This window comes from Paenibacillus sp. FSL H7-0331, from assembly GCF_001956045.1.
In genome coordinates this window covers 16267-37688 of sequence record NZ_MRTH01000028.1, presented here as the reverse complement: position 1 = coordinate 37688, position 21422 = coordinate 16267, and the positions used below count along the sequence as shown (strand labels likewise).

The 21422-nt window shown below is 45.5% G+C and carries 23 protein-coding genes; 4 read left to right on the top strand and 19 right to left on the bottom strand.

The genetic code is table 11. From position 1 onward, the window contains the following. Positions 1-37: 37 nt before the first annotated feature. From BK127_RS29645 to BK127_RS29610, 8 genes are all read right to left on the bottom strand, one after another. Positions 38-1315 (bottom strand): nickel pincer cofactor-dependent isomerase, group 22, encoded by a 1278-nt coding sequence (locus tag BK127_RS29645; protein ID WP_179097651.1) that lies wholly within the window; start codon positions 1313-1315, stop codon positions 38-40. A gap of 54 nt (positions 1316-1369) precedes the next feature. Beyond that, positions 1370-2332 (bottom strand): phosphoglycerate dehydrogenase, encoded by a 963-nt coding sequence (locus tag BK127_RS29640; RefSeq protein ID WP_144026597.1) that lies wholly within the window; start codon positions 2330-2332, stop codon positions 1370-1372. Continuing rightward, positions 2332-3162, bottom strand: coding sequence for a carbohydrate ABC transporter permease (locus BK127_RS29635; protein WP_076235722.1), 831 nt, complete (start codon positions 3160-3162; stop codon positions 2332-2334). Before BK127_RS29635 ends, BK127_RS29640 begins: the two co-directional genes overlap by 1 nt. 11 nt (positions 3163-3173) lie before the next feature. Then, entirely contained in the window at positions 3174-4046 is an 873-nt protein-coding gene (locus BK127_RS29630) for a carbohydrate ABC transporter permease (RefSeq protein WP_076235721.1), read from the bottom strand. Between the two features lie 71 nt (positions 4047-4117). Then, positions 4118-5443 carry an ABC transporter substrate-binding protein gene (locus tag BK127_RS29625; protein WP_083689699.1) on the bottom strand — a complete coding sequence of 442 codons (1326 nt, stop codon included), beginning with the start codon at positions 5441-5443 and terminating at the stop codon, positions 4118-4120. 168 nt (positions 5444-5611) lie between these two features. Beyond that, positions 5612-7267: a response regulator gene (locus BK127_RS29620; protein WP_076235719.1), complete on the bottom strand. Its 1656-nt coding sequence runs from the start codon at positions 7265-7267 to the stop codon at positions 5612-5614. A 1-nt stretch (position 7268) separates the two neighbouring features. Continuing rightward, complete coding sequence (locus BK127_RS29615) at positions 7269-8990, bottom strand: sensor histidine kinase (protein WP_076235718.1); 1722 nt, start codon at positions 8988-8990, stop codon at positions 7269-7271. 242 nt (positions 8991-9232) lie between these two features. Further along, positions 9233-10132, bottom strand: coding sequence for a LysR family transcriptional regulator (locus BK127_RS29610; RefSeq protein ID WP_076235717.1), 900 nt, complete (start codon positions 10130-10132; stop codon positions 9233-9235). Between the two features lie 114 nt (positions 10133-10246). On the opposite strand from BK127_RS29610, the gene BK127_RS29605 reads away from it, so the two are divergent. After that, on the top strand, positions 10247-11527 hold the full coding sequence (locus tag BK127_RS29605; RefSeq protein WP_076235716.1) for an adenylosuccinate synthase: 1281 nt from the start codon (positions 10247-10249) through the stop codon (positions 11525-11527). Positions 11528-11632: 105 nt separating this feature from the next. Here BK127_RS29605 and bcp read toward each other — a convergent pair whose 3' ends face one another. After that, positions 11633-12100, bottom strand: coding sequence for a thioredoxin-dependent thiol peroxidase (gene bcp / locus BK127_RS29600; protein WP_076235715.1), 468 nt, complete (start codon positions 12098-12100; stop codon positions 11633-11635). 351 nt (positions 12101-12451) lie between these two features. Between bcp and BK127_RS29595 the strand changes: the two genes are divergently transcribed. Continuing rightward, positions 12452-12712: a GlsB/YeaQ/YmgE family stress response membrane protein gene (locus BK127_RS29595; protein ID WP_076235714.1), complete on the top strand. Its 261-nt coding sequence runs from the start codon at positions 12452-12454 to the stop codon at positions 12710-12712. A 32-nt stretch (positions 12713-12744) separates the two neighbouring features. Continuing rightward, complete coding sequence (locus tag BK127_RS29590) at positions 12745-13203, top strand: YtxH domain-containing protein (protein ID WP_076235713.1); 459 nt, start codon at positions 12745-12747, stop codon at positions 13201-13203. 95 nt (positions 13204-13298) lie between these two features. On the opposite strand, the gene BK127_RS43135 is transcribed toward BK127_RS29590, so the two are convergent. From BK127_RS43135 to BK127_RS29565, 6 genes are all read right to left on the bottom strand, one after another. Further along, on the bottom strand, positions 13299-13538 hold the full coding sequence (locus BK127_RS43135; RefSeq protein ID WP_144026596.1) for a hypothetical protein: 240 nt from the start codon (positions 13536-13538) through the stop codon (positions 13299-13301). Positions 13539-14076: 538 nt separating this feature from the next. Next, positions 14077-14394 (bottom strand): hypothetical protein, encoded by a 318-nt coding sequence (locus BK127_RS29585; protein WP_076235712.1) that lies wholly within the window; start codon positions 14392-14394, stop codon positions 14077-14079. Positions 14395-14524: 130 nt separating this feature from the next. Continuing rightward, positions 14525-15301 carry a sigma-70 family RNA polymerase sigma factor gene (locus BK127_RS29580; protein WP_076235711.1) on the bottom strand — a complete coding sequence of 259 codons (777 nt, stop codon included), beginning with the start codon at positions 15299-15301 and terminating at the stop codon, positions 14525-14527. Next, entirely contained in the window at positions 15298-15747 is a 450-nt protein-coding gene (gene rsbW, locus BK127_RS29575) for an anti-sigma B factor RsbW (RefSeq protein WP_076235710.1), read from the bottom strand. The genes BK127_RS29580 and rsbW overlap by 4 nt, the downstream gene beginning before the upstream one ends. A 19-nt stretch (positions 15748-15766) precedes the next feature. Next, positions 15767-16102, bottom strand: a complete 336-nt coding sequence (locus tag BK127_RS29570; protein WP_076235709.1) for an STAS domain-containing protein — start codon at positions 16100-16102, stop codon at positions 15767-15769. Positions 16103-16194: 92 nt separating this feature from the next. After that, a complete protein-coding gene (locus BK127_RS29565; RefSeq protein ID WP_256711504.1) occupies positions 16195-16656 on the bottom strand; it encodes a DUF948 domain-containing protein in 462 nt (153 codons plus the stop codon). 164 nt (positions 16657-16820) lie between these two features. On the opposite strand from BK127_RS29565, the gene BK127_RS43980 reads away from it, so the two are divergent. Beyond that, the gene (locus BK127_RS43980) at positions 16821-16976 is read left to right on the top strand and encodes a hypothetical protein (RefSeq protein ID WP_179097650.1); all 156 of its coding nucleotides are present in this window, start codon (positions 16821-16823) and stop codon (positions 16974-16976) included. 130 nt (positions 16977-17106) lie between these two features. Here BK127_RS43980 and BK127_RS29560 read toward each other — a convergent pair whose 3' ends face one another. From BK127_RS29560 to BK127_RS29545, 4 genes are all read right to left on the bottom strand, one after another. After that, a complete protein-coding gene (locus BK127_RS29560; protein WP_076235708.1) occupies positions 17107-17694 on the bottom strand; it encodes a hypothetical protein in 588 nt (195 codons plus the stop codon). Positions 17695-17921: 227 nt separating this feature from the next. Further along, positions 17922-19103, bottom strand: a complete 1182-nt coding sequence (locus BK127_RS29555; protein ID WP_256711503.1) for a glucose-1-phosphate adenylyltransferase — start codon at positions 19101-19103, stop codon at positions 17922-17924. Between the two features lie 169 nt (positions 19104-19272). Beyond that, positions 19273-20499: an ATP-binding protein gene (locus BK127_RS29550; protein ID WP_256711502.1), complete on the bottom strand. Its 1227-nt coding sequence runs from the start codon at positions 20497-20499 to the stop codon at positions 19273-19275. Continuing rightward, a complete protein-coding gene (locus BK127_RS29545; RefSeq protein WP_144026595.1) occupies positions 20496-21374 on the bottom strand; it encodes a CheR family methyltransferase in 879 nt (292 codons plus the stop codon). The genes BK127_RS29550 and BK127_RS29545 overlap by 4 nt, the downstream gene beginning before the upstream one ends. Positions 21375-21422: the final 48 nt, after the last annotated feature.

Sequence of the window (21422 nt, the reverse complement as noted above, 5' to 3'; positions counted from 1 at the left end):
GATCAGATGATCTTTATCATTGCTAGCGTTGTGTCGATCAAGAGTGCTCAACAAACAGTGGCGGTACTGCCAGATTACCCAAATCATCAAATTCAAATGGTATAGCGTCTCCCATAATAGACAGCGTGGAACAGCCACTCAAAGCCTCGTCGTACGTGTCCGAGATGTAGATATGCTGCAAAAATAATGTATTTTTAATCCAAACGATTTTAACATTTCCCGGAACAATCTTGTTGCACGTTTGAATTGCAATATTCAAGGCATCACGGTCCGCAGGCATCGTAACCGGTATTTTGGCACCTGTCAGAACGGTTGAAGTGATACAATTCGTATAAGTTTTGTTAAAATCAATCTTATCCACCAGTCGTCTTGTCGTAATATCCGCCAACCCAATTCCTGTAGCATTTCCATGAGATTGATAGGTTAAATCGCGGACAAACACCTTTTGAATAGACGGAGCTTCAACAGGATGATGAATCGGTCCGCCAAATCGGCCCGTAATGTTGGGGTCCATTCCTGCTCCGCTGATGTTCTTGCCTATCTCATCGATGATCAGCACATCTATCTTGTCCAAATGAATTCGCGGCATATAGGTTTTAGCTATAGCCAGCAGCTCCGGCTCCTTGGCAGCTATTTCTTCGGAGGTGAGGATTTGGATATCTGCTATTTCGTCATACGCATTCTCAAGGATGGCAACCCCTAATACGATGGGTGTCTTCGCTAACAAAATAGCGCCGGCTTCCGGAATCAACGCTGCAAAAGAGTCAAAGCCCTGGCTGTGAAGAGCTGCTGCTCCCTTATGCTTGCCTAAACCGATCGCTGCCATTTTGAGCAGCCCGCTTTCCACAGAGCCCTTAAAATCGGTATGGGCTTTAATTCGTCCCACCATGACGACGGCATCCGCTTCAAAGGCATGCCGATCAAAGTACAAGGGGATACCACCACTCGTCATCCCTACCTCAACCGTATCCATCGAGCTGACAACAGGCGCTCCAACCTCAGCTTCCGTAATTCCGTATTCCGCCAATATCTCGATTTGGCCTTCGGCAGAGGCTCCACCGTGGCTGCCCATAGCGGGAACGATAAACGGCTTCCCTCCATAATGCTTAATCATAGCGATAACAGCAGCTACAACCTGCTGCAAATCAGCAATGCCCCGGCTGCCAACTGCCACTGCGACCTTCATGCCGCTGCCAATTTTACGGTGAATATCCTCTAAAGCAAATTGCTGCTGTATAGCTTCCAGTATATGCCCAACCCTTTTACGTGCAAAATGCTGTTCAACCGGAATCATTCGGGGAAGAATTGTGTCCATCAACATCTGCATCTGCATCCGCCTCGATCTCGTAATAAAATGTGCTGCTGCAAGCTACGTGAGCAGGTTGGCCGGCTGCTTGTCATTGAAAACATCGAGAATCGCTTGGGCCGTCGTCAAGCTAACCAAATGGTACGTTTCATAGGTTTCGGCAGCCGTATGCGGCGTGGTGACGATATTGCTGATTTGAAATAATGGATTATCCGCTGAAACCGGTTCTTGCTCATACACATCAATAGCCGCTCCAGCAAGCTTTCCTGATCTCAGCGCCTCATACAACGCCTTCTCGCTAACAACAGCTCCTCTTGCGGTATTAACAAAGTAAGAACCGTCCTTCATCATCCCGAATGTTTCATTATTCATGAAATGATGCGTTTCCTGGAGACTTGGTAAATGCATACTCACTACGTCGGATTCACGTAAAATATGCTCATAAGAAGTTAGCGTGACATTAAGCTCTCGGGCTTTGTCGGCATTTGGATATTTATCGTAAGCTGACAGCTCAACTTCGAAGCCTTGCAGCTTCTTGGCAACCATCTGGGCAATGTTTCCAAATCCAAGTAAACCAATTTTTCTGCCTTTAAGCTCCGCTCCGACAAACCGGTCCCACACTCCATTTCTTGCTGACTGCTGCAATGCCGGAATATTTCGCACGGCGCCAAGGATAAGTCCAATGGCTAGCTCCGCTACCGCGTTCGCATTTCCGCCTGGTACGTTCGTTACCTTGATGCCGTATTGCTTGGCCTTCTCCAGATCGATATTATCAACGCCGACGCCAAATCTTGCGATAACCTTCAGCTTGGGAGCGAGCTGGAACACAGCCTCATCCCATGTATCGACACCAGCGACAACGCCATCGATATCATGCACGATATCCTTTAATTCCTCAAACGTGAAGGGGCGGCCCAGCCTATTCTCTATAATTTCACAGCCGTTATCCTCCAATAATTGTTTCGCTTCTGCACACAGCTTGGAATAGTTGGTCGCCGTTACTAATATTTTATTCACTTTAGTCATTATTTAACTCCTCCGACAGTCATTCCGCTGACCATATATTTTGAAGTAAACAAATACATAATGATGACTGGGATTGAAGCGATGATAGAACCACCCATGAGAGGACCCCAAGCAAATACGTCACCAACAATCATATCAGCCAAGCCTAACGTAATCGTTTTGTCCGCACCTTTGGTTACCACCACTAATGCATACAAATACTCGCTCCAGCACAACGTGAAGGCAAAAATAAAGGTGGCCGCAATGCCCGGTGCCGATAACGGAAATATAATGCTCATCATCGTGCGAACCCTTGTGCAGCCATCGATCATAGCCGCTTCTTCGATCTCTACCGGTATGGACTTGAAATAAGAAATAAGCATCCACGTTGCATAAGGAATCGTAATCGTTGGATAGATAACCATCAGGCCAAATATGGAATCGTTTAGTCCGATCGCAGACACCAGCATATACAAAGGAATGAACAATACGGCTCTTGGCATTAAATAAGCGTATAGAATCCCTTTGGAAATAATGCCTCTGCCTGCAAAGCGCAGCTTCGATATCGCATAAGCAGCCAGCATACTAATCATAATAGACACCAAGGAAACAATCAGAGACACAACCAGACTATTCTTAATGTTGTCGAGGAAATGCTTCTCGGTAATCAGCTTCACATAAGCGGACCACTCGAAATGCTTTGGCCAAAACGATGGCACCATATTATAGATTTCACCCTGCGATTTAAAAGAAGTGTTCAACATCCAGTAAAGCGGAAACAAGGCAAAGATTAATAAAATGGCCAACGTCACGTATACTAAAATTTGTTTACTTACATTATTTTTTTCCATAGCAGCATCACCTACTCATTTGATGAAAGCGAACGCTTTGTCACATAGTTAATCAGCAGGATTAACGGCGGCATCGTAATAATTGCAATAGCAATCGCTTTACCAAGGCTCAAATTCAAAAATCCGGTCGTATAGCTAAGTGTGGATAAAACTTGAGTGCCGTTGGATGGTCCACCACGGGTTAACAGCCAAATAATTTCAAAATCGTTCAGCGTCCATATCGTTGTCATCACAGCCGCCAATATCGTGACTTCTTTAACAGAAGGCAATGTCATATATACAAATCGTTTAATTGCGCCCGCACCGTCCAGCATAGCCGCTTCGTACATCTCCTTGGATATCGTCTGCAAACCGGCAAGAATGGCGATACCCATGAATGGAATGCCTCTCCATACGTTAACCAGAATGACAGAGAACATTGCCAAATTGGGAGTAGCCAGCCAGCCTACCTGATGATCGAGGATTCCGGTGTTCATCAATATATAATTCAACACGCCTCCAACATCCGAATAAATCCACTGCCATGTAAACACGGAAACGATGGTTGGAATTGTCCACGGAAGAAACAGCAGCACCCTGAAGAGATTACGGCAAACAATTTTTTCATTTAAAACTAAGGCCATCACCATGCCGAACACGGTTTTTCCAATTACTGCCACTATAGTAAACAGAACTGTGTTCCAGGCTACCTTCCAGAACAGCGAATCTTTCATGAGATCGATATAGTTTTTCAGACCGATAAAGGTGGCAGGAGTACCCACCGCTTTATTGGTAAAGCTTAAATAGACAGCCCAGCCGAACGGCAGCACCATAACGGCGAGCAAATAAAGGAGCACAGGACTCAACAGTACGTATGCAAGCTTGCTATCTTCGTTTGTTTTCATGCTTCATCCCGCCTAACCCGCCGGACCTGCGGAATGACGGCTTTTCGCCACTCCGCTGCCAAGCTTGGTAATTATTTTTTGTTATAAACTTCCTCAATCTTCGTGTGCAAATCCTTGACCGCGGTTTCAGGAGTGTAGCTTGCTTCCAGCAGTAGACGCTGGAACGCATCGTTAACAAGTCTCAGGTTGAAGATTTCTCCCGCCTTTGGATTGTATTCACCTGGATATCCAAGGAAATTGAACCCTTTGACCGATTCAACGAAAGCTTTATTTTTCTCATCCTGCCATATAGGCTCGCTCATCAGCTTCGTGTAAACCGGACCCGATAATGGCGCTCCTTTTTCTACCCAAGTTTTGTACCAGTCGTTGGCCAGCATATACTCCATAAATTTTTTGGCCAATTCTTTATTCTTGGAATCCTTAAAAATTCCGAGGTTGTTGCTGATTCCGGGAATAAATACCCCTTTAGGCCCTGCAGGATAAGGAGCAATCCCGGTGTTTTCGTACATCTCCGGATTGTCTTTTTTCAACGTGCTGAGCACACTTCCTGTGTTGAAAATCATCGCAGCCTGTCCACTCAAGTAGGCTTTGTTGTTGCCGCTGTCATCCCAGCCAATTGCACTTGGCGGTGTGCTCTTGTCCGTCAGGAAAATATCCCGGATGTATTTGGTCGCTTCAACCGTTTCCGGTGAATTCACAATCACCGTTTTACCATCCTTCGTATCGACGGAGCCACCGTATGACCAAATGATCCCGCGCGTCAAAAACTCTGCATCCGAATTTCCTTTTCCGTAGCCGATCCCTGCGCCATATAGCCCTTTGCTTGGATCCGTGAGCGCCTTAGCCATTTTTCTAAATTCATCCCATGTTTTCGGAGGCCCGTCGAATCCCGCCTTTTTCAACAGATCCTTACGATAGTACAGTACTTGCGATTCGGTCCAATACGGTACGGCGTACTGCTTTCCTTGAAAGCTGATTGCTTTTTTCAAGCTCTCCTGAATTTCACCGTTGGTGCCTTCTATTTTTTTGACTACATCCGTTATATCCTCAAGAACGTTTTTACCGTAAAACTGGCCAACCTCCTGATAACCGAAGAACGATACATCGGGCACAGTTGAGGTTTCGATAGCTGCCGACCATTTGGGATAAAAATCTTCATATGCGATGATCTCGACGTTGACATTCACATTATTTTCAACACCGAATTGCTTGGCCCGCTCCTGAATCATTTTGTTCTGGTCATCGAACAGCTGCTTTTTCATCCAGAAGGTTAAGGTTTGCGACGGCTTGGAGCTTGTATTTGTTTTGGCTTCACCTGTCGGCTTCTCTGTACTACAGCCCGCGGCAACAGACGCGATTAAAGCGACAGCCACAGTTTTGGACACCCATTGTTTCATGTGAATAGACCTCCCATAGTCGTAAAATCTGTGCATGTTTTCTTGGATAGCAAGATTTACTGAGCATCCCCTGCTCACAGCATCCTTGCCTCTGTATTTATTGTATTGCATCTAAGATAACGTTAAAATGCTAACTATTTAACATCGATAGTACTAAATTAGCAGACTCTATTCTCCCTCTTCGAGTCTCAAACGAAATTCCTGAGGGGTTACAAAATAGTATTTTTTGAAAACTTTAATAAAATAATTCGGATTCTGATAACCCAGCTTTAATCCGATTTCATAGTTTTTCAGCGCACCGTTGGCAAGCAGAGAAGCCGCCAGCTCCATTTTCAGGCGCAGCACATAATCGCTTAAATTCTCGCCCGTCTCCAGCTTGTACACTCTGGACACATGCACAGGATGCATGTACATATGGTCGGCAATAGCCTGCAGGGAAACATCTTCAACCAGATGCTTCTGGACAAAAAGCTGTATTTTGCGAACTGCACCTTCACGATCATTCCTCGTCTCATTCTCCATCCCTTGCTGCAGCTGCCGGAACGAATTAAAGATCCACTGCTCCAAGGTGGCTATCGAACGGCAAGCAGGCAAGCCCGAGACTTCGGACAAGCCCGGACCTATCATGTCCGCTAGCTCACGCCCATTCTTATGTGCAAACGAGCTGAAGGACGCATAGACCGAGAAAAACACCTCAATAAGATGCTCCTGCGAGTCGGCCCATTTGATGCTTAACTCATTTAAAATGCTGGTCAGCTTCTCGTGAGTCACTTCCCAATTCCCGGATTCCAGTAAATGAATGATATGCGGTGGTTCGTACAGCTTTTGAAGCGATTGAACGCCAAGCTGCTCGATTTCATCAGCTACATAAACTAACAGCTCACTTTGATTTCCGATACGTCTGCGAAGTGAAAGCAAGCTATCCTGGTACAGCTTCTGCACATCGCCAGGGAAGCTCCCCCATTTATTAAGCAGAACGGAAACAGTCCCTTTCAAATAACGATTCACGTTCAGCTGCAGCTGGGAGCCCATAAGGTCAAGCTGTTCTTCAAGAATAGCCATCCCCTTATCCGGAGTTCCGACAAGCTCAGACTGCTTATCCGGAGAAACCGTAGCCAGAAATACCAAATATCCATGGACGTCTTTACTTGACCACAGCTGAAAAAATTCCCCGGATAATTCTTCGGCCATGTTAACAATGGCGTATTCCATTAAGGATAAGCTATAGAAGTCGAAATCGAGCATCGGACCCTCCAGTCGAACGAGCATAAAAGCAAACTGCTCATCCGTTTTAATGGACATTTTTAGAGAGTCAAGCTTCTCCATCAAACGCTGGGAGGCATACTTCCTTCCTTGAAGCAATTCATTTAATAATTCTCCTCTTAGCTTAGGAAGATTTTCCTCAAAGGCCCTTACTACTTGCTGATAGGACTGATTCTCTTCCCTTTCCTTGTGCAGCAAATCTACAGCTTCCTTCACCTTGCTCATGACATCTTCATCACTAATCGGCTTCAGCAAATATTCATACGTGTTATGCTGGATCGCTTGCTGGGCATACGTAAATTCCGCATGTCCAGACAACAGGATACACTTGATTCTTTTCCAGCTGCGCCGCACCTGCTCCAGAAGCTCCAAGCCATTCATTCCGGGCATTCGAATATCCGTGATCATAATATCGATCGAGTTCGTCTTCAATATATCAAGAGCCTCGAAGCCCGAATAAGCTTTAAATACCGCTGTGACGCCTATTTGCTCCCATGGTAATGTATCGCCAAGACTATCGACGACGAAGGCCTCATCATCTACGATCAGTAATTTAAACAACTCAAGCTCCCCCTTCGGCGGATGATTTTATATCTTCCCATCTCAACTCGACACGGAATCCGGTTAACGGAGACTGGGAAAAGGACAAGCCTGATGTGCCACCGTACATATGGAGCAGTCTTTGGTGAATGTTCCACAACCCACAGCCCATTTCTTCATTCAACGGAATCGTGATTCGCCTTTGCAACTCCTTCAATCCTTCAGGGGCAAGGCCAGGTCCTGTGTCATCCACAATAATGGTATGGACACCGTTCCTAGACTCCCCGTGAATTCGAAGCATGCCGTACTCCAGACTATTTTCCATCCCATGAATAACTGCATTTTCAACAAGCGGCTGAATAATGAGTCTTGGAATTTCCATTCCCATCATCGCCTCAGGAATCTCAATTTCGTAATGAAACCTTTGAATACGCAGCATCTGGATTTTCAAATAGTTTTCAATCAGCTTCAGTTCTTCTCTCACTGTTGTCATCGTTTTCTCCAGCCGCGTGGTGTAACGGTAATATTCGCCCAAATTTAAAGCCATCGCCACCACTGCCTCCTGATCGCCTAATTTGGCCATGCTTTTAATATAAAATAAACAATTATATAAGAAATGCGGGTTGATTTGTGACTGCAAATGCTTTAAGGTGGCCTCCCGGGACTGTAAGGTTTCCTTATACACTTTTTCGATCAGCTCTTGAATTTGCTCAGCCATTTCGTTAAAGCTGACGAACAGAAAATCAAATTCATTGTTAGGCTGCTTCCTTAGCCGCGAAGAGTACTGCCCCTGTTTAATTCTTTGCACGCCTCGCAGCAGCAATTGAATCGGCTTTTGAACATTGCGGTATAACAAAAGCGTCGCCAAAATACTCAACACCATTAACAATCCCACAGAGGTATAGAACAAATTCCGGCTCGTTGTAATAGGGAAGAAAATGCTCTCCAGCGGCACAATATCGATCAGATACCAGTCCAGGCTCTCGGAGCGGATATAATTAACAATATACTTTTGTTTATCCAGCGAGATGTTCAGACTTCCGTTATAGGCAAGCTGCGAATGGTCCAGCTGTTCAATAATCCGGTTTACAAGTATCCGGTTAGCAGAATAATTAACGATAGGCTCCATACCTGTCCGGTATAAAAAAGGCTCCCTTTGGCCTCCTTGCTTCAGCGTGCTCAGCATGTTTTTGATATTGTCATCCGTAAATCTCACTTCAACAAGCAGGTTGGTCAGGTCGGTTTCATGCACTTTGGCAAAATAGCTTTGATACATTCCATATACTAATGAACTGCGGTGCAGCCATTTTCTCGAACCCGGATTAAGCAGATAGTTCTCCTCATAACGCACTGAGTAATCGGGAGACAAGATTTCTTTGGAATCCAACAAGTATAAAATGAGCTGATTATTCCAACCACTAGTTGCTGTTTGAATATTAAGGGTATCAGCGATCCGAAGCTGTTTTTGCAATAACGTACGGGATTCATCGGAATTGCGACTGTCAAAATATTGTTTGATATTGTAGTCCCGGCTGACCGTAACCGGAAACTTCGTCAATTGGTCAATCATCATCTCCATCTGACTCATAAAAAAAGACAACCTGTTGCGATTCGTGTCCTCCACGGTCTCTCTCACCACATTTACGCTTACCTGATAGGAGTACCCATATAATAAAATGATCGGAATCAGCAGAAAAAAAACAAGAGCAATTACTTTACCGAAGGTGTTCATCCTTAATTTCATACCAGTAACCTTCCCCCATTTCCTCATGATGTCATCTCTAACTTTTATTTTATTGTGTCCAGCATTTTTAGCTATAGCATTAACTTAACATTTAGGGGATTAATTTAATTGAATTCAGCGGGCTGCTGTACGCTGAGATATGTAAATTGGTGTTTGACAACCACCATATAACAACAAGAACGCACGCTTTGGAGCTGCGTGCGTTGGAAAAGCGAATTAAATAGATCCGTATGCCGATGGTTTTACTTAATACTGTGTATCTCTGGCAGCAGCATATTAATAAACCGGTTGGCCGCCGCAGATACAGGAACGCCCTTGAGCGTAACAATCCCAGCCTGCCGCGGCGGTATGGGCTCCTTCAGCTTTATTTCAACCAGTACGCCCGATGCGAGCTCAGGCGATACGAAATTCCGGATCACATAAGCAATACCAAGTCCAATCCGCGCAAAATCAACCAGCAGATCGATGCTGCCCAGCTCAATTTCCGGCTGAAGCTTCACCCCTCTAGCTTCCGCAAAGCCGTCAGCGTAACGGCGAATACTGCTACCCTTCTCTAACAGCAGCAGTGGATAGGTAATCAACCGTTCCATCGTAATCGGAGCTTGCGCCAGCGCCAAATAATCCTTTCCTGCTACAAACGTGTCCTGCAATTCCAACGCTTCCTGTACCTGCAGCTGTTTATCCTCGATTGGCAAATTGACAATACCAAAGTCAACCCTCCCCTGCTTCAGCAAATCAATCGTTTCCTGTGTCGTCCGATTCGTCACTCGCAGCTTAACGAACGGATAATCGTGGTGAAACCGCTCCACATGTGGCAGCAAAAAATGCTTGCACAGCGTATCGCTTGCACCAATAGTAATTTCCCCGCTGTGCAGCTCATGTATCGAGGCCATTTCTTTTTCTCCTGCTTCAATGAAGTGGTACGCTTTCTCGATATATCGAAATAGCACCTCTCCCTCGTGCGTCAGCTTTACCCCTTTATAGGTCCGAAAAAACAGCTTGCTGCCCAGTCTGTTCTCCAGCTGCTTAACGGCATAGCTCACTGCCGGCTGGGTAATATAAAGCTCATCCGCTGCTTTGGAGAAGCTTCCAGTCATAGCGATTTTGTAGAAAACCCTATACCATTCCAAATTTTCCAACACCAATATCAACCCCCTTTATATCCTATATCAATAATATCAATTTAACTTATATCTTAATACAGATTATACTGAAACCTGTAGGAGCAAGCAATCTGATGGAAAGAGGCGATGAATATGCCGGTTACGGCTGTAGTAGGAGCTAATTGGGGAGATGAAGGCAAAGGTAAAATGACGGATGCTTGGGCATCCCAATCGGATTATGTAGTACGTTATCAAGGGGGAAGCAATGCAGGCCATACAATTATTAATGACTACGGCAAATTCGTGCTCAACTTGCTGCCCTCAGGTGTATTTGATCCTCATGTGATCAATGTAATCGGACCCGGAGTTGCACTTAACATATCTGATTTGATGAAGGAATGGAACAATCTGCAGGCACGTGGGATTCCGGCTCCCCAGTTGGTCGTATCGGAGCGTGCTCAGGTGCTGATGCCTTACCATGTCCTCTTCGACGAGTTGGAAGAAGCCCGCCTCGGTGCGAACAGCTTTGGATCGACCAAGATGGGAATTTCGCCATTTTATGCCGATAAATATGCGAAGCTGGGCATTCAGGTCTCCGAGCTCTATAATCCAGAGCATTTACGGACCCGACTGGAGGCCTCGCTAGCTGCCAAAAACGTACTGCTGCAGCATCTATACGGGCAACCGCCTGTTCAGGTAGACGAGCTGATACCGGAATTAATGAAGCTGGCTGCATGGCTGAAGCCTTTTGTTACGGATACAACAACGATGCTGAATCAGGCATTGGCGGAAGGTAAGCACATCCTCGTTGAAGGTCAACTCGGCTCCCTGCGTGATCCTGATCATGGCATTTATCCATTTACGACCTCTTCCTCTACGCTGGCTGGCTTTGCCGCGGTAGGAGCCGGGATTCCTCCCCATTCGATCCAACGTGTTCTTGCCGTAGTGAAGGCATACTCAAGCTGTGTCGGGGCTGGACCTTTTGTGATGGAGCTTGAGGGAGATGCTGCTGAAGAGCTGCGCAAACGCGGTGGGGATGCAGGAGAATACGGCTCCAAAACTGGACGCCCAAGACGGGTAGGCTGGTTCGATGCTGTGGCAACCCGATATGGCTGTGAGGTACAGGGAGCCACAGAGGTGGCCTTAACGAACCTGGATGTACTCGGTTATCTGGATGAGATTCCGATCTGTACAGCGTATGAGCTGGATGGTCAGACAACAATGACATTTCCGGTGTCCGAGCAGCTTCAGTATGCCAGCCCGGTAATCGAAACAGTCCCTGGCTGGAAATGCGATATTTCCCACATTCGCCGTTTTGAGGATTTACCCGAGCAGGCACAAGCCTATGTCGCCTTACTGGAAAAGCTGATCCAGACGCCCATTCGTTGGGTATCCAACGGTCCGAACCGTGAGCAGTTGATGGACAGAGTCTAGAGCTCTTCAAAGCGAAAAAACCGCTTTATCCCCCTGCGGGTATATGAGCGGTTTTTTAACATTTTAACAACCAGAACGGGATCCATCGATCAGATCTATCTGATTTTATAACGACTTGATAGCTTCCAATACTTCGGCCACGTGCCCGTCGACCTGAACCACACGCCATTCTTTGATCAGAACACCCTGCTCGTCGATCAAAAATGTAGAGCGCTCCACGCCATAAAACTGCTTTCCGTCTCGTTCCCGAAGCTTCCACACGCCGAATTGCTCGCATACCTGATGATCAACATCACTAAGAAGCAAAAAGGGCAGCTGGTATTCGTTGATGAATTGATTATGGGAGGCTAGATCATCCGGACTAATTCCGATCACCTCGGTATTTAATTGGCCAAATTGACCGTTAAAATCTCTGAATTCGCAGGATTCCTTGGTGCAGCCAGGTGTCATATCTTTCGGATAAAAGTAGATCAGTACCCTCTTGCCACGAAAATCACTGAGAGAAACTTCGGCTCCATTCGCCGCTGGTAAAGTAAAATCTGGTACCGCTTGTTGAACTTGAACAGCTGTCATGGTTTGGGCTCCTTTACACGTTATTGGAATGGGTTTATAGACTTGCACATATGCAGCACTCTGAGATCGTTATTCCTATTTTACCATAAATCCCACCTGATATAAGAACTATCCATTTGCATGCTTGTATGTATCAAATCGTTATCATTTTGTCATCTAACTGAAATAAATTATTCATCTTCTCTTCATGTAGTTAGGCTATACTAATCCATGACCCCCTTTTTAAAATATAGTTTTACTTAAGACCCGCGGCCCGTTGCTAGCGGGTCTCTTTTTGTCCTGTTTCGGGTCTCATGCAGCAGGGTAATAGACAACATGGAAGGAAACCTTATCCGAAAGGAGCGTGGTGACATGGTTGGAATCGTCATTACTATTATCATGGCAATCGTTATTGGAGCTATTGGTTCCGCAATAGCACCGGGCGGAATGCCGGGCGGCATCCTCGGCTCAATGATTGCCGGATTTGTAGGAGCGTGGCTCGGTAGCTGGCTGCTGGGAGCATGGGGTCCTGTTATCGGAGGCTTTGCCGTAGTACCTGCAATTATTGGGGCTGCATTGTTCGTCTTCCTGTTGACTTTATTGTCAAGAACGATGAACAGCAGATCCTATTAATTACACAAAAAAACAAATGGGAGTGGATAATCATGAGTACAGTATCGAATCGTAGCAACGTAATCACAGCAACAATTATTGGTGGCGCCGTAGGTGCAGTAGTCGCTTTATTATTGGCACCGAAATCAGGTCGTGAGCTTAGAGAAGATATTAAAGAAACAGTTCAAACTCTTCAATCCAAAAGCTCGGAATGGGTGGAGCAAGCCAAAACCACTACAGCAGACGCCATTCAGCTAGTTTCCGAGCATGGCTCTGAGCTGTTGGACAAAGCCAAGAGTGCTGCTGACAGTGCAGCTCAATCTGCTCGCAATGCTACTGAATCTATCGCTCAGGCCGTTCATACAACGACGGATCAAGCCGCAAATACGATTCATCGAGTGACGGATCAAGCTGCTGATTCCACACATAGGGCAACAGATACGGCAGCTAATGCTACCAATCAGGCGTTACATGAAACCAAAAAGTTAGATGCTGTTGGCAGCAAAAACTAATTGAATGCTGATACGTACACCGCATCGGCATCATAGCAAACACTAGAACGGTTCCCCGCATGATAGGGAATCGTTCTTTTGCTATATTCCAAGCCTTAAAACATTTGTCTAAACCCATCATTCGCATGTGCGGAGAGAATGGGTATGGGACTCCGGCCGCTGTTGAAGCTCGTGTTCCCTGAATGGAAAGCTTGCAGCGGTTGGAACACGAGCGCATCAAAGGCGGACGCTAGCGCTCCTCCACCCCACACCCATTCCCTCACTTGTTCTACTCTGAGCTTGGGGCTATCCCCTTCTTTCAGAGCCGATCTGGAAGCCGATATCAGCTCTGTCACCTACCTTGTAGTATTCCAGGTACAACAGATTTACTCTTCCTATGTAGTGACACTGGCGCAACCTCCAGCAGGTCATACATGGCATCGTGTTAAAACTAAACTGCAACGGCACTACCGTATCGCCATCATCCTCTTACTCAGCACAAATACCAACCGTGGCCGCCTTCTACTGCAATAGTTTATGACTAAATACGATCAACAAATATGGATAGGGTACTTGTATCGATGTAAAACATCGGATTGGCGAATTTCAAACTGATCCAGACACTTTTAATGATGTAAAACATCGTAATAGATGTTATTTAGATCAAAACGCTCGTTTTTAAATTTTAACGATGCTTTACATCGTATCAGATACTCATTCAATGAAAGATGCTTGTGTTACGATGTTTTACATCGTACCAGATACTTAGTTCATGGCAGATGCTCCTACTATGATGTTCCCGCTACCTTTCCCTTCTATATATACAAAAGAGATGGTAGCAGGATACTCCCCGCTGCCATCTCTTATATTCGCTTACAAACCCTTGTCGGGTGCTTACTTTTCCAATAGCTGCAAAAATTGCTCCGGCTCTTTTCTTTCATTAAGCAGCTGGCCTACATGGAGCTTGGGTCGGTCTGGTTTAACAAAATGCCCATTTTCCAGATAGTAGCCCTTCTCTTTAGCGGCAGCGTGCAGCTTGCAAAAGTGTTCCGCCGCAACGATAGCTTCCTCCAACCGAGTGAACGTTTCCAACACATTGCCTTTTCCTAACGGATTTGATTTAGATTGAATACTTACCTGATAGGAGTTTGAATCTGTCTCATGGACCAATACATCGCTGCCCTCACAGGTAATACTGTGTTTTATCGTCATAACATCCACCGCCTTTTCGAGTTGTACTACTGGAGTTCTTACTACTTATTACCCGCTGTGCGTTACCCTGAATCAATTTAAAAACGCGCCCTCTCCAGAGGACGCGTTTTACAGGAATAATCTATGAGTTCTATACATCATGGCTACCTCTGGATTCTGCAAAAAATGTTTTCAGCTTATCCAAGGCTCGCTTCTGGATTCGTGAAACGCTCATCTGTGAAACCTCCAGCTCTTGAGCGATCATTCTTTGCGACTGGCCCTCCACATAAGCAAGATGAAGCACCTGCTGCTCCTCAGGCTTCAATTGACGCATAGCTTCCTCGATATCAAGCCGCCTCTCCAGCTGTTGAAAATCGTCTTTGTCGGTACCCAACAGATCACCGATGGTAGCCCCATTTTCTTCCGTGGAAAGAGGTGTATCCAGAGAGACATAGTGGTAATACTCTCTTCCTGCCAAAATTTCTATCGTTTCTTCAACGGTTAATTCCACGTCAGCCGCGATCTCTTCTACATTTGGTGAACGCTCCAGAATCACTGTCAGGCGATCTATCGCTTCCTGAATCCGACCGCCCTTTTCCTTTACCCGCCTGGGCACCTGAACATACCAGGATTTGTCCCGCAAGTAATTTTTCATATGCCCAATGACACTTTTCATCATATAAGGCTCAAACTGCACGCCTTGCGCAACATCAAACTGCTTAAAAAGTCGAAGCATCGACATTTGTCCCACTTGATATAAATCTTCGAAGAGGTCCGGACGATTGCGCGACATTTTACCTGCTGCCATTTTTACAAGGGATTCATACTTTAGCAGTAGCGTTGTTGCGACTTCATTACTTCCCGTTTCCTGATACTGTGTGATCAGCTCATGGGTATTGAATGCCGGTCTCTCAGAATTTAATTTCATACAAGTTCCTCACTTTTACTCAGCCATTTTGTCAAAATGACCTCTGTGCCTCCGTTGCTTTTCACTTCGACTTCATCCATCAAAGCCTGCATGAGATAAATACCCAAACCACCGATATTGGCTTCATCCAACGTTTGCTCATGTAGGGACTGCGCTTGCTCTACCTTTTCTGCATAATTAAAGCTGGCTCCCTCATCCTTCACAGAGATCCGGATACCTGTCTCAAGCAGCTCAAATTTCACATCCATAGTTCCTGTGCGCCCAGGCTCATAGGCATGTACAACTGCATTGTTGCATGCTTCGGCAACAGCAACCTTCATGTCTTCAATTTCCTCATAAGAAAAACCAACCTTGCTGCATAGGCCATACAACGTCAACCTTACCACATCAATAAATTCCGCATCCGCAGGCAGAGTCATACAGACCATTCGATTGTTCCCATTCATATCGTCGCTTCTTTCCTTTCTAATTCGTATTATTCGAGGATTGTTGGATAAAAGATGTCAAGCCGGTCATATCGAATAAACGCTGAACCTTGAGCGGAATCTCCACCACTTCAATAGGTGCTTTCAACACGTGTCTGGCTTTTAACAAGGATAAAATCACACCAATTCCCGTACTATCGATATACTGAAGGTCCTTTAGATTAAGGATAAGCTTGCGTCCTGTATCTGCTACATAAGGGTCAGCGGCAGCCCGCAGCTCTGCAGCCTTGGACAAATCCAATTCTCCCTTTAAATACAGCAGCCAGCTATCCGCTGTAGCCTCTTTCTCTATCTCAAATACATGTTGACGATTCATTCAAGTAGTTCCTCCTTCAAATCACCTTATAAGGGTGTACAATATATCTTATCTTTACCCTAACCCAAAGACTTCGAAACAGCAATTACGAATTATTTTGCTACTGCTGCTTCTTGCCTTCTATGTTTGATCTGGTGCCAGATATCAAGCACAAGTGGAATTGTGTTGATTGCTTTCGCAATGTTACTGGTAGTCGGGGAATAAGCCTCACTAGCCACCTTCTCCTTAATGGTCCTCGCAACAGATACCGATGCATTTTTCACTGAGGTTGTAATTTCATCCACTGCTTCACCAACCTGCTTCACCGAATGAAAAGTAGGCTCCAAGCTATGCAGTTTATTCAGCACATCCACCGTGACAGCATTAGTATGACGAAGCACATCAGATGCTTCTTTAGTAACACCCACAACATGATTCTGCAGATCGTGAATCGTTGTATTGGTTTGGACCAATAGAGCCGACATCGACCTTAAAGTTGTGATCAAAAACACAACCAACACTACAAAAGCCAAAGCTACCGCTGCAACACTAATTTCGATGATCATACTATTCATACGACATCCTCCTCCATATGTACCCCTGAGTTTACCTGCTTCAGTTATGTTACTCATTACCCCTGAGGCCGTTATTTGAACCATTGATTCAAACGTATTTTACAAGGGTAATGGAAGTCATAACAGGTATCACCAACAACCTAAAACTAAAGGAGAGATCTACTATGGATGAGTTCAAAACCGAGAAGGTCAATACATCGGAAACACGTCTGGACAAAGGACAGGTCGCTTCTACCTTTATCAAGTATGCGGCTTACATCATTATTTTCTTCGGCTTTCTATACTTTATCGTCAAGTACGTATTCCCGGCTTTTCATTAAGTGACGGTAGAAAGCATCGAAGAACAAAGTAAAAGAAAAGACGTTAGCAGATGGGGATTATGGTAGCTAATCCCCATCTGCTAACGTCTTTTTAATGAAGCCAATCATCATGCATATGCATTAGATACTCCTACTGATTCCCTGCATGAAAATAGCTAACGGATTTGATGTGATTATCATGAGGATCCATGAATATTTTGAAGGCCATATTGCCTTTTTTATAAACGATCCCATCCTCACTAATGAAGTAAGGCATCCCAAGTCTATCCTTAAGCTTATCAAAAGAAAAGCTGATCCCATCGATCTCAACCTTTCCGACTGCTGCACCGACGGTAACGCTTTGAACTGCGCCGTCCACGATATTAATTTCACAGTCCTTGAAAAGGTAAGTACGCGACGATTTTATGATCTCATCCTGGATCATGCTTAGAGGTTCTCCTTTAAGCTCAACAATCGTTTTTAAATCATCAGATAAAGCAATCCCGTTGACTGAGCCAAACCGCAGAAGAGATGAAGGTGTTTCGGAAGCCGAAGTACCTGCAGCCGTAACCTCAGGAGTCATATAAGTGGCTGTGGTGATGTCTGTGGCCGCGATATTCTCGGCTACTGCAGACACACTTGTGGTTAGCACAGGATGTTCGTATTCCTGATATTGCGTCCATAAACCACCCGTTACCAGCATGGCTAATGGTAAACCCACTCCAAGCAGCTTATTCATGAGCTTCTCCTCCTAAGAGTTTTTGCCAAGCAACACCGGCTTCATAAGCATCTTTTGTTGAAACTCCTTCATGGGCCATCTTCGCTTGAGCATTGCTGGCTTCAAATTATCTTCTGGGTTTTGCAAAGCTAGTCAACTATAGCAAGTTAAGGTTTAACAGCTCCCGCGGGATTTTGCTCATCTATATGGTTTACGCAGCTGTTACCCGATTCGTGCGTGAGAGAAGCTTAGCCAATCATTTCTACAAGCAGTTTATTGGCTGGAATATATACTTTAGGCAGTTTTTCACCTTTAACATGAATAATTTCCTTGTCACCTATGACAGAAACACCATTACTATTAGGAATTCCGAGGCTGACGCCATCATGGATAATTGCATTTTCACCAATAATTGCTTTGTGCAGCGTTACGCCTTGACCAATTACAGCACCCGGCATAATCACACTGTCATAAATCCGACTACCTTGACCAATCTTGGCTCCTGCCGATACTACGGAGCGCTCAACCATTCCTTGGATACTGCAACTATCATACACCAACGAGTGACGAATCATACCTGTGGTCTCCTTAAAAAGTCGAGGCTCTCCACGTACAACCGTATGCAAAGGCCAAGCTTGCGAATGAATAGCAAACTTAGGGTTATCACCCAACAAATCCATATGCGCCTCCCACAGACTATCCAAGGTCCCTACATCTTTCCAATACCCGTCATAGGCAAAAGCATTCATCCTGGCTCCACTCTTCAGCATAGCGGGGATAACATCCTTGCCAAAGTCATGACTGGATAAGCTGATCCTTGCATCCTGCTTCAAGTATTGCTGCAAAAAAGCCGTATCGAACACATAAATACCCATGGATGCCAGATTGCTTACAGGCTTGTCCGGTTTTTCCGAAAATTCGGTAATGCGTCCATACTCATCCGTGTTCATAATTCCGAAGCGGCTGGCTTCAGCCCAAGGAACAGCTGTAACGGCAATCGTAGCCATAGCCTTCGTGTCCCGATGCTGCTTGATGAGCTTACTGTAATCCATTTGATATATATGATCTCCAGACAATACAATGACATATTCAGGTTGTTGGCGTTCGATAAAGTGCCAATTCTGGTAAACGGCATCAGCAGTTCCTGTAAATCCATCCTTACCTACATGCTCCTGAGTTGAGCATAGAATAGCCACTTCTCCCTGTTCTGTGTCCTGAAGCCAAGGTGTGCCCTCACCAATATGTTGGTGCAAGGCCTCAGGCCGGTATTGTGTCACAACACCGATGTGCTGGATGCCCGAATTTCTGCAGTTGCTTAATGCATAATCGATCATTCGCGCAGCCCCGCCAAAATGAACAGCAGGTTTCGCTTTGTGATGTGTCAAGACACCGAGTCTGCGTCCCTCCCCTCCGGAAAGTAACATTGCCACACATTCCCTCTTGCCCATTCCTTATCACCAGACCCTTCATTAGTTTCATCTTTCCCCTTATGATCTCCTAATCTCTATTAAACGATGAGGAAATCATTGAAACATTGGGTTCAGAAGCAAAAAAAAGCAGCCCTGCCATAATGGCCAAGCTGCTGCTTCCTTATTTTGCTTATCCAGTTAAATTGTCCACTCCGCCTACCTTGGCACGTATCGTAAATATGAATAATGCTCCATTAGTGTAGTCCGGATCCAGGCGAATCGTTCCACCTAGCAATTCGGCCAGGTTTTTGCAAATGGCTAATCCAAGCCCGGTTCCTCCATACTTTCTCGTCGTCGAGGAGTCAAGCTGTGAGAATGGACGAAACAGCTCGTTTCTTTTTCCTTCGGGTATGCCGACACCTGTATCCTTTACGCAAAATTCCAGCTCGATTTCCTCATCGTAAGTTTTGAGCACGGCCACACTCAGATATACACCGCCCTCTTTGGTAAACTTCACAGCATTCCCGATTAAATTCATTAATATTTGTTTTAATCTGGCTTCGTCACCAATGAGATACTCCGGCAGCAAAGGATCCACTTCAAATGCCATGTCAAAAGACTTTTTACGTCCATCCAGCTGAAATAAATCAAACACTTCCTGTAAGCTCGAACGCAGATGGAACAGCTCCTCGCTTTTTTCCATCTTGCCGGATTCAATCTTCGAGAGATCCAATATATCATTGAGAATAGCCAGCAGGGAGGCACCGCTCTTACGGATCGTCTCGGCAAGCTCCAACTGCTCTGTACTTAGCTCTGTATCCATTAACAGATCGGCCATCGCCAAAACACCATTCAAAGGAGTCCGAATTTCATGGCTCATCACAGCCAGGAATTCAGATTTAGCCCGCACGGCCTGCTCCGCGGCTTCTTTGGCAAGCTCCAACTCCTCATTGCGCTCATTTAAGAGCGCTGTCTGCTGCTGCAGCTTCAGCTGCGTCAAATAAATATGGACAAAACCGGCGATTTTAGACCTCAGCACGTGAGGAATCACGGGCTTTACCATGTAGTCAATCGCTCCCACCGAATAGGCGGTGAAGGACTGGTCACGCTCCCCGTAAGCGGCTGTTACAAAGATGATCGGAATATCCTTGGTCCTTTCGCGGGATTTAATCCATTGCGCGGTTTCAAACCCGTCCATTCCCGGCATTTGCACATCCAGAACGATGACAGCAAAGTCATCAGAAAGCAGACAACGAAGCGCCGCCTCCCCCGAGTTCGCTTTGACCAAAAGATATTGCTGGTCTCCCAGCACCGCTTCCAAAGCCAGTAAATTTTCCATCTGGTCGTCTACCAGCAAAATACGAATCGGCTCTATCATAGTCGCTGCTCCATTCTTTTGAGTCTGCTGTCCGTTCATTTCCGTTTGCAATACAGCTTTTCCTGCGGGTTCACCAGCTCATAACAATCTGAATATTTGGTAAAGGTAATCGTCTCTTTGTCACCCAGTACAAGAAATCCCGACTTACACAGGCTTTCGTAAATAAGCTCATGAACCCTTGTCTGCAGGTCAGCATTAAAATAGATCATGACGTTACGGCAAAGAATCACGTGGAATTCATTAAATGAACGGTCAGTTACGAGATTATGCTGGGCAAACACGATATTATTGCTGAGTACGGAATGAAAGGTTGCAGCATTGTCGCTGGTTGAGTAATATTTGGAAAACTCATTTTTGCCACCAGCTATAATATAGTTCTTCGTATACTCCCTCATTTTATTGAGGGGGTACGTCCCCGCTTGCGCATATTCCAATACATCCTCGCTCATATCGGTTGCATATAGGGTCGTACGATCGTATAACCCTTCTTCATGTAAAAGGATCGCCATGGAATACACTTCTTCTCCCGAAGAACAACCGGCGTGCCAGATGCGTATCGACGGCAGATTACGCAGAATCGGAACGACATGCTTTCGAAAATAAGCAAACATACGGGGATCGCGAAACATTTCCGTTACATGGATGACTAACTCCGATACTAATCTTTTCATACTTTCATGATCATGGAGTACCTTGGCCTGAAGCTCGGATACTGACTGCAGACGTTCCGCATAGACTCGGTTCCATATTCGGCGTCGAAGCGAAGGATAGGAGTAATTGCGAAAATCGTAGCCGTATAATCGAAACATGCCTTCGAGCAGCAGCTGTATTTCTACCTTCTCCCGTTCCTCATCCGAAAACCCGCGCAGCTGCTCCAGTATTCCAGATGGCTGTTTTGATTTGTCCAATGGCATTGTCCCCTTTCCTCTGTACGTTCTTCTATGGTGAACTGCTAATTGATC